Source organism: Stomatobaculum sp., assembly GCF_057248925.1.
On the sequence record NZ_DBHIHF010000039.1, the window covers coordinates 1 to 10,934 of the forward strand.

Below are 10,934 nucleotides of genomic sequence, written 5' to 3' on the forward strand. Positions count from 1 at the left end.
GAAGTGCGGCAGCGACCGCAGGGGCGGCCGCGGTTGCAAACTTCCCGGCAGGCCTCTTTACCTTCAGCTATCCGGGCACCTATGTCTATACGCTCAAGGAAACCGCGGGCTCCGCGCAGTACTATAGCTACGATCCAGCCGTCTATACAATCACCTTTACGGTGACGCAGAGCGCGGGCGCACTCGGCGCGGGCACCGGCAACAGCTTGACCGTCACCAGAACGGTGCAGAAAGCAAGCGGCGGCGCGAACTCAGCGGCGACCGAGCTGCAGTTTGAGAACCGTTACACCCTGCCGCGCTTTACAGTGCAGTACGATGCCGAGGGTGGCAGTCACACGCCGGCAAACGAGAGTGTTCGCTACGGCGACTATGCGACGATGCCGCCGGTTCAGAACAATGCAGCGGGCATCCCGACCTCCCCGGCGGGAGAGAAGACGGGCTATCACTTCCTCTACTGGACGGACGCGGCGGGGACGCAGTTCCCGTTTGCGACGACGCCGATTCATGCGAACACAACTTTGCACGCGAAATGGGAGATTAATCGCTACACCGTGACGGTGCAGGATGCGCCGGATGCAGATGCGGGGCATCAGAATGCGCAACTCGCACAACACAACAACGTGCCGCACGGGTCGACTGCGCTCACGGCGCCGACCGTACCGGACAATAAGACCGGCTACCACTTCGATCACTGGGAGGATCAGAACAATACGGCTTATACCTTCGGATCTCCGGTGACAGGCGACACGACCGTGCACGCAGTGTATACGCCGAACACCTACACGGTGGTCTACGAGCCGAACGCGGGCGGGACTACGGTGAACGGCAACATGCCGAATACGAGTCATGTTTACGACACGCCGCAGAACCTGCCGCCGAACGGCTTTGATCGCCCGGGCTATCAGTTCATGGGCTGGGGCACAAGTCCGACAGCGACCACACCGACTTATTATGACGGCGTCTCGGTCAACAACCTGACGTCGACCAACGGCGGTACCATACATCTCTACGCTATTTGGGCAGCCGTAACACCGTTTGATCACGATCCGGCGCTCACGAAGGTACTCGGCGGAGAGGCACACCGGACACTGCTGACCGGTGAGACCACGCCGCTGACACCCGAGACCTTCCGCTTTGAGCTGAGGGCAGTCAGTACGACCGCGCCCGGCATGACAACTCTGCCGATGCCGGTCAATGCACACGGCGCACAGACCTACACCGTGACGCATACGGGGGACGGCACCGAGCAGTTAGGTTCGATTCGCTTCCTGTTTGCGGGTGACTATGTCTATGAGCTCCGCGAGCTTGCAGGCACAGCGCTTGCCGGCAGCCCGGCGGCGGTACAGGGCAGTTACTCGTACGACACGGCAGTGTACCGGCTGACCTATCACATCACACAGGCCGGAACCGTGATGAATGGCATCGTGACGGTTGAGAAGCAGACGGCTGGAGGTGCCTACTCGGCACCGGTTGCCTATACGACGGCGACAACTCCGGCCTTTACGAACGACTACCTCCTGCCGCGCTATACGGTGAGCTTTAATGCAAACGGCGGCAGCGTGACGCCGACATCGCAGACTATCGTCTACGGTGACCCGCTTGTCGCACCGCCCACAGTGGGCGGTTCTCCGGCGGGCAGTCGCACCGGTTATACCTTTACGAACTGGCAGAACCCGGACGGCAGCCCGGTGAACTTTGCAACACCGGTGACCGGCAACCTGATTCTGACGGCCGGATGGACGCTTCGTCACTATACGGTAACGGTGCAGGATGCGCCGGATGCCGACCCGGGACATCAGAATCAAATCATCACGCAGGACACGAATGCTGTGCACGGCAGCACGCCGACCGAACCCGCGCGCCCGGACAACAAGACGAATTATGTCTTTGATCACTGGGCAAAACCGGACGGCTCGACTTATAACTTCGACGAGCCGCTGACCGGAGATCTCACGATTCACGCAGTTTACCGGCAGAAGCGCTACACGGTGCGCTACGATTCCGGCACGCCGCATTCCGTCGGCAGCATGACGGATTCGCACTTCGGCGGCGGAGATACCAATCCGCTGTCACCGAATCAGTATGCGCGTCCGGGCTATACCTTCGGCGGCTGGAGTAACACACCCGGCAGCACTACGCCAGACTTCACGGACGGGCAGCCGGTCACGAACCTGACGACTTCGGACGGCGCGACCGTCACGCTCTATGCGGTCTGGGTGCCGGCAACGCCGGCGGTCCTTCACGACCCGCCGGTGCAAAAGATCATTACCGGCGGCATACCGCACAACGCGGGAACCTTTACCTTCCTGCTCCGCGCGGTCAGCACGACAGCACCGGAGGCGGCAGGGGTTCTTCCGATGCCGCTCGCGGCGGGAAGTAATCAGGAGATGCAGCTCGAAATTCAGGGCGCGGGAACCGGAGAGTTCGGAGACATCAGCTTCCGGCTTCCGGGCACCTATGTCTACGAGATTCGGGAGTTGCCGCTCGGCAGAAAAGGTTTCACGTTTGACACGGAATCTGTGACCGTGACCTATGTGGTCACCCAGCAGGGCAATGTGTTGACGGCAAGCCGGAGCATGGAGAAGGCAGGGCAGACTGTGACAGCTGCGACCTTCACCAATGAGTTCGAGAAGCCCTATTACACCATCACCTTTGATTCGAACGGTTCCTGGATCCGGATTCCGGAGCAGTCGGTCAAGGAGGGAGAGCACGGAAAAGATCCTAATCAGCGCATGCTCCGCACCGAGAGCAAATTCATCGGCTGGTACTTAAACGGACAGCCGTATGACTTCAATGCGCCGGTCTATGACGACATCACGCTGGTTGCGGAGTATGAGTACAAGTACAGCCCCGACAACATCGGCGGCGGTGGGGGAGGCGGCAAGTCCTCCCACCAGGGCGGCAAAACAACGCCGAACACGAATCCGTTGAATCCGGGTATTTCGGATACGACAGTTGTACCGCCGGTCTCCCCGACGGAGCCGACACCGGATCATCCGGCGGAAGAGAAGGATACACCGCACGGCGAGGCCATCTCTCCGACAGAGCGTCATAAGACGACTGTGATAACAGGCACCTCGAAGCGAAGCAAACGGGGCAAGTTGCCGAAGACCGGAGAAGCTCCGATTTTGAATTCGTTTCCGAAGTTCATTACGCTGGCGCTTGCGGCTTACGCGCTGTTTACAGCGGAAAAGCGCAGACGGGAACGGATTGTGTAACAGAAAAATGCAGCAAAAAGGAGGCTCTGCTTCGGCAGAGCCTCCTTTTTGCGTGGGTGTGTGCATGTTTCTTGTATACTTGCATGAATTCGCCGCGAACTGTTGAAGAATGCGATAGAAAAAGTTAAAATAATATTAAAAATATATGCTCAAATGCAGAATCATTTGCACAACTTGGGAGAGCAAAATAGGACAGGAGGTTGTTCATGTTAGAGAAATGTCGGAAGCAGGGAAGGCGAATCATTGCCCTTCTGACAGCATTCGTTTTGACTTTTGAGGGCATGCCTTTGCAAACTCTGGCTTCGGCGCGACAGAACAGCTACATTCCGCTGATTTCAAGTCGGGATGAAGACGAAGAAGAAGACTACACCGAAGATGCGGAGCTCATGGATGACAGACCGCTCAGCGCAGAAATGCAGGTGTTTTCACTGAGAGGTTTACGCGCCTCTGGTTCCAATGCCTCCGGGAGCAATGCGCTGTTCGGCGGTATGTTGCTTGCAACTCCTTACAGCGCCTTTCGCCAGGCGCCCGGCGGTTACGCGGCGTGGACCGGTGCGGTACAGGACGGTATTCTCACCGCGGGCAATAACTATGTAAAATTGGACCCATCCAATACTGTTTTCCATACGCCGGCCGATTTTGTAATCGGCAAATATAATTCGAGAACCTTCAGCGTGCAGTTTGCCTTCCGGCCGAGTGAAGTGCCGGACAGTGTGCGCAACAACCTTGTCATGGAGCTCTGGATTCCGGCCGGAATTGATCTGAGCGGTACGCCGAGTCTGAACGGTGTCGCATTTTCATCGCGGCGTCTCGCAGACGGGAGCTGGTTACTCACGGGAAAACCGGGTCCGACAACCGCGAGCGTCAGCGGACAGCTCACCTTGATACAGGATCCGAATCGTCTCATCAAAGACTTGCCGCTCACACAGGGCGAGTATCCGATTCGGATGCGTCTCATCAACAATTACGGTTCGACCAATCCTGCCACGCCGCCGACACTGTACACTTTGGACAGCGGTGACCACGACAAGACCACCGTATTACCGCTTGCCGTGCCTACGAATAACCCGACGATGACCTTCAGCAATCCGTCCGACAGCTATACATTTATGCCCGGCGAGATAGGCGGTGTGTGGAGTGTTTCCGGTAGTACTCCGCTCGGAAAACCGGTGGGACGGCGTATGGTTGCGCACAATGCCTACGATCCTTCTGCGGCCGAAGATGCGTTGGCAGTACTTGGCACAGGGAATCTGATTAGCAGTAATTTTGTCGGCAATAACCCCGTCTGGTATCGAAAGAGTCTGGAATTCAAGGTTCATAAGACAGAAGGGTATCTCGGCGAGAGTGCAACCATACATATGGTACTTCCGGGAGAAGGGACGCAGTTTGAACAGGGCGGCACGGCAGCTTGGACCTATGAGACAGATGACGGCTATAAATTGCCCTGGATGCGAATCGGAGCTTACCAGGATCCTCCGACGCCGACGAACCGGGATGTCGTTATCAATTTGCGAAATCTGTATTCACAGTTTACGAGCGGACGCTTTACGGAAGCCGTCGCAGGATCCGGTCTGAGTTATATCGACCTGTTTCGGAAACCGGGAACATTTCATGTGAAGTATTTTCCGCTTGTATATTATAACCGCCTTTATCAGGGGAATTGGACCGCGACGAATTATACGGCGGCATCGGGTTCGTATATCGAATATGCGGATAATACGACTTATGGCGGTACAAAGCGAGACAGCGGCACACCGCTTCAGTTTCATTTCATCCAGGGAACGGACCCTGTCAGAATTAAGACTTCAAATGACTATCTGGATATGACCTACGGCGGTGATTACTACAGATATAACTTGGATGCTGTGCCACAGTACAGTTCGACTTCGCCGGAGTATACGGATTCGGAAGAAGTGAAATCCGGATTTCGTTTTGACGATGACAGTGATGCGTTCAAGATTCAGGACAATCTTTTGATCTCTTATGATTTTGAAGAGGCGCTTTCACCGGTCTGGTTAAATCAGCTCGGACTCGCACCGGAATACGGACTCGGCTATCGAATGTATGTGAAGGATGCCCAGACCGGACAGACGGAAATCCGGACGCTGGTTCCGGGTAATCTGTATCCGACATATACGCCTCAGACCATCAGCTATAACGGACAAAATATTACGGAGACTGTCATTGACGGCTCCGGTATGACAGACTATACCTTTGCGGATGCCAATATTGCCGGAAACAAGAAGTATATTGCCCGCGTCGAAGTTTTCAAGAAAGAATACGATTATAACCAGCGCGGCAGCTTTATTTTCTGGAATATTTATAATGCCGGAAATTATAAGAACTGGTTCACGTTTAAAATGCGCGCGTACCATCATCGCCTTTCGGACGGCACGGACATTCCCGATAACTATGAGGCAAAAATTCAGCGAAACGTATCCTCCGATCAAATTCTGGCGGAGAATGGCGGCCAGCCGTTTACGCGGGAATTTAAAATCAGAACCCGTCATCTCACGGATGATATTCGGGTGCAGAGCACCGGTGGCGGCACCATGGAGGTCAATCGCCACCCGGAGATTAACCTGTTCGGCGGGTACCGGATCATCAAAAATCCGCAGACCATGGATTACAATGTGGATAGCAACGGACAAGCCATTGCCTTCGGAGATACGGGATATAACCCGGTGGTCATCGAGCTTTCCGGTGATGCGATTACGCTGACAGAGTATCTGGAAAAGGCGGATCTTCGTCTGCTTGGGGTTTGGGACAGCGCCGGAAACTACCATGATCTACAGCAGGCCGGCATTGACCCCGAACAAGCGGCCTACTTAAAAGACGGCATCTCCATGTATTCCGACACGGCGGAGAGTGTTTTCTCCAATTCGAATGACAACGGCGGCTTTAGCGGCAAGGTCTATGATCTGAATGCAATCTGTCAGGCTCTCGGCACGCCGTACGCAACGCGGGTTGTAATGGCAGCGGATCAGGTCAATGCGTTCCGTACCAATGTGAACAGTGGCTATAAGGATTATCGTTTCTTTACACAGCGCGTGTACCCCGGGCATTTAAATTATGACCAGGCAGTCGGAACCGGAGGTGCCGCGGATCTTCCCAAGCGGCTTGATTTTACGAGTATGCTCTATTGTCAGTACAGTGACTATAAGAGCGAGCGGGTGGATTTAAATCCGGCACAGGACAGTACAATTCACGGCATCAGTCCCTATCACGGAGAATCCAAGAAGTTTGCGGGTAAATCAGCGGAACTGGTTGTGGGAAACAGCGCCAAGGGAATCTCGGTTCTGGATAGGGATTACTATGTGAATCCTTGGTCCGTGACAGATAAGACATACTTCGGCGGGAATTTCTTAGATCCGACCAAGGCAAGCTACCTGGATCGAAATCGTTATAAAGTCAATACCATCGGGCAGGGAACTTCGAGTGCGGGAGAAGTTGCGGGACAGCAGGAATTGGAACTCACCCGAATTGCGGTCGATAATACCGGCGTTATCTGGAACAACACCAATATCCCGGAGATATCTTATCAGAATGCCGGAATTGATTTTGCCGGCACCAGTCCGCGGCTCTTGTCTCTGGTCAATGCTGTGAGCTTTGATATTCAGGCGCCGGGGACATATCAGCCCTTTGTCATTGACGCGACACTCTCGGACGGAAGTGTCAAACACATCGAGGATACCGCCTATTATCGCTATACTTCGGTTGGCGCGGGGCGTATGCATTATGTGATTCCCGGCGTTGATGTCAAAAACGGTCCGTACATCACAGCAATTAAAGTGAGTTTTCCGAATGAACTGAACTGGGGAAATAACCGGGCCAAGATGGAGAACTTTTCACCGACCGGCGGTGTTCAGTGGCTACCCAGTGTGGGATTGTCTCTCGTGGAGCAGGATATCCCGAAGAAGTATCCGGGAACCAATATCTCAATCGGTTCACTCAGCGAGAAAGATTCCGATCCGACATATGATAAACTGACGGTCAAGGCAAAGCTCCACTATGAGAATATTTACGGTGAGAATCTGACCACAGATCTCAGTCACTTTGCGACAGAGGGAGCGAGTGACCGCATTGCCGCACAGCGCGTGGACATTGCTTTCTTCCAAAATCAGCTGGGCTACGGAGCAAGCAACACCTACCAGGGAAGGGAATTGACTGTGGGCGGACAACTCAGGTTCGCCCCCACCACAGGTACCAGAAATCTCGCTACGAGCAAAAATTTGAGGATTCGCCCGACCTATTATTTTAAAATCGACAAGAGTTTCACCTATGTCGACAACAGTGCCAAAATACAGGGATTTGTTCCGAATGCTGCCGGAACGGGGATGACATGGTCTGCGAGTAGCAGTCCGGATGTCATTTTTATCCCGGCGGGCACCGGCGCAGGACAGTCCGGCCATGCGGATTACGGTATTCTGGTGCTTTCAGCCGATCAGATACCGGAGAGCGAATTGCCGGTTCCGGGACAGACGCTGGGAGCCGGCTGGTATGGCTATATCAACAATGTTAGCTTCAAGCTGCAAGCGGACTATTCGGCGGATCCAGTCTATGTAAAGCCGGTACCCGGTGTCTGGCTTGACACAAAGTTTGATGCAAATCGAGACGGCAGCGGCGGCAATGCGCTGGGCATGGATGTTGAGACCACGAACGACAATAACCAGCTCGTTCAAAATGCGCCGCGCGGCGCGCAGTTCGGCAATGCAACAGCGGCAAAACCCGGTGCAAGCGCAAATGAAGCGTCGATGCTCTACGCGGCAAATGATACGACACATAAGATTAACCAGGTGACGGCGCTCGGCCTTCTCGCCCTTGCGCAGGCAAAGAAGCCGTTCCAGGAGAGCTCTACCCGCGTGACAAGTCGAGATCTCAACAACAACCCGAATATTTTCAGCGCGAAGGTTTTCCTGACCAGTGACGATACGAATCCGACCAACGACTGGGAGATTTATATCCCGGTCCCGAAGGCGGGAGAGCAGTACGGCTATCTGAGCGGCGGTGTCGCGCAGACAACACCGGCGGCGCAGTTCAGCATGGATTATTATGGGGTCGACACTTCGACACTTGCGGGACTTAACTATACGGTATCTTATACGACAGATACAAATCCGGCCGCAAACGGCTACACCAGTGCAAAGGCAGCTGTCTGGACTACAACCAAACCGGCGGATGCCGACATCACCATGGTGAAACTGAGTGTCACCAACATGCCGCCCGGCAGAAAGGCTTCGGTCACGCTGCAGTATCAGCTGCATGGGCGGAAAGATAAGCTCCTGAATCAGCTGGACGCTGTGGTTGCCTACGGAAACTTCCATATGGGTACGAGCCCCACGCCGTTCTACGGCGCAGCGGGGCAGGCGAGTAACAAGTTAGAGTACCTGCTCACAGACTTGTCTCTGAACGGCTACGCTTTCCAGGACGGCAATTTTAATTCCCTTTATGATGCGGGAACGGAAAACCGGCTTGGCAATGTTCGAATGAAACTGCTCGAAGCGGACGGCGTGACAGATGTATACCGGAGTGACAACAATCAGCCTTATGTTGTTGCGACCGGCGGAAACGGAGATTATACACTTTATGTGCCGCACGAGGGCAACTGGGTCGTGCAGGCGGACAGCTCGCTATTGACACCGCTCCGGAAACTCGTCAAGAAAGACCAGGGCACCGATCAGAGCATCAATTCCCGCTTTGACCGGAATACCAATCTCGCTGCGGTGACCGTCACGGCAGATGTCCCGGCAGGCAGATATAACCTCCCCAACGTGAACGCGGGTTTCTACAACGTGCCGCAGCTTGACCTTGCGGACCAGGTGCTGCATGTCGGGGACAGCGCGACGACCGTGACGCCGAGTCTTCTGAGTCCGGTGGATCCGACGAATCCTGTCGTTAACTACGGAATCGCGACCGGTGCGCCGACAGACCTCGTGTCAGCAAACGGCAGCGGCGCGGTGAGCGGCACATTGACGCCGCAGAAGACAGGTATCACAACTGTGCGACTCACAACGGACGATGGTTACGGAGAACTGATTACCAAGGATGTAAAGGTCACAGTCTGGGCCGATGTGAAGTACGACAGCAACGGCGCGGACAGCGGCAGCATCTCGGCAAACGGTGAACAGCTCTACCCGTCTACGACAGCCGCGGGCGCGGATGCGCACACGGATGAGACGACGGCGAAGAGTTCAGCGGGAACGGCGGGCGTAGACACACAGTTAGTCCGTGCAGGCTACTACTTTGACGGCTGGAACACAAAGCCGGACGGCACAGGCACCGCGTATGCGGCGAGCGCTGCAATCAAGACCGGAAAGATTGACAGCGATCTCACACTCTACGCCGTCTGGAGACCGGTGACGCCGGCGACGGATAGCTTTAACATTGAGAAACTTTTAAAGGGAGACTACGGCCTCCTGCCGGACGGTCAGCGCGCCCCGCTCACCGCAGAGAACTTCAGCTTCACGCTGACCGGCACTTCGTTTACGGCAGCGCATGTGACGGCAGAGCCGATGCCGACCGGTTCCGCGAAAGAGAGCTCTCGCGATGAGACGCCGGGGCAGAACCCGGTTGTGAACTATACGCTTTCCTCCAATGACCTTGCGCTGATTACACCGGGCTCCCCAGTCTCGACTGAGAATGCGACGGCGGGTGCTACCTTTACAAGCGGCAATCTGACATTTACGATGCCCGGTACCTATGTCTATACGCTGAAAGAGAACAGCGGCAGCGCACAGTACTACGGTTACAATTCCCGCGTCTACACGATTACCTATGTGGTGACGCAGAGTGGTAGCGGTCTCGGCAATACACTGAGCGCGGTTAGAACCATTTCGCACATCGATTCGACGAGCGGCGCAGCGGTGACCGATACACAGGCAAGTTTTGAGAATACCTATACCTTGCCGCGCTACACGGTTACCTTCGATCCGGATCATGGCAGCTTTACGCCGCCGACCCAGACGCATCGCTACGGTGACCGCGTGACCGAGCCTGCTGTACAGAACAATGCGGCAGGCGTTGCGACTTCCCCGGCGGGAGAGCGCTACGGCTATCACTTTAAGTACTGGAAAGCACCTGACGGAACCCAGTTCCAATTCGTGAATAGCTCGGTGCGTGCGAACTTCACGCTGACCGCGGTCTGGGAGATCAATACCTACCCGGTCAAGGTACTGGACTCCACATCGGCAGATGCGCCGCACGCGAACGAGGTTATTTTCGATAACGGCGGTGCACAAATGGCGCACGGCACGGTGCTGACCGCACCGACCGCACCGGAGAATAAGACCGGTTACCACTTTGACCACTGGGAGAACGACGCGGATCACAGTACTTTTACCTTCGGCAATCCGGTCACGGGACCGCTCACAATCCGCGCGGTCTATGTGCCGAATACATACACGGTGAAGTACGAGAAAAACGCGGTAAGCGCAAGCGGCACAACGGCGGATTCCACGCATGTCTATGACCAAACACGCGCACTTACAACAAACGGCTATACGAATCCCGGCTACTACTTTGCGGGCTGGAGCCGCACGGCGGGCGGCACGACGGTCGACTTGAACGACGGCGACAACGTGCTGAATCTGACGACGCAGAACAACGGAACGGTGACGCTCTATGCAATCTGGCGGCCGGTTACGCCGGTCAGCGACAGCTTTGACGTGAGTAAGCTTCTCTTCGGAGACTTCGGTGCCCTGCAGGGCGGCGAGACCG

General features: G+C 55.4%; 2 protein-coding genes. Both read left to right on the forward strand.

Annotated elements, in window-relative coordinates:
- The coding region (locus ACO4XG_RS10730) for an InlB B-repeat-containing protein (RefSeq protein WP_485129745.1) at positions 1–3,218 on the forward strand (3,218 nt) is incomplete at its 5' end.
- A gap of 206 nt (positions 3,219–3,424) precedes the next feature.
- The coding region (locus ACO4XG_RS10735; protein ID WP_485129746.1) for an InlB B-repeat-containing protein at positions 3,425–10,934 on the forward strand (7,510 nt) is incomplete at its 3' end.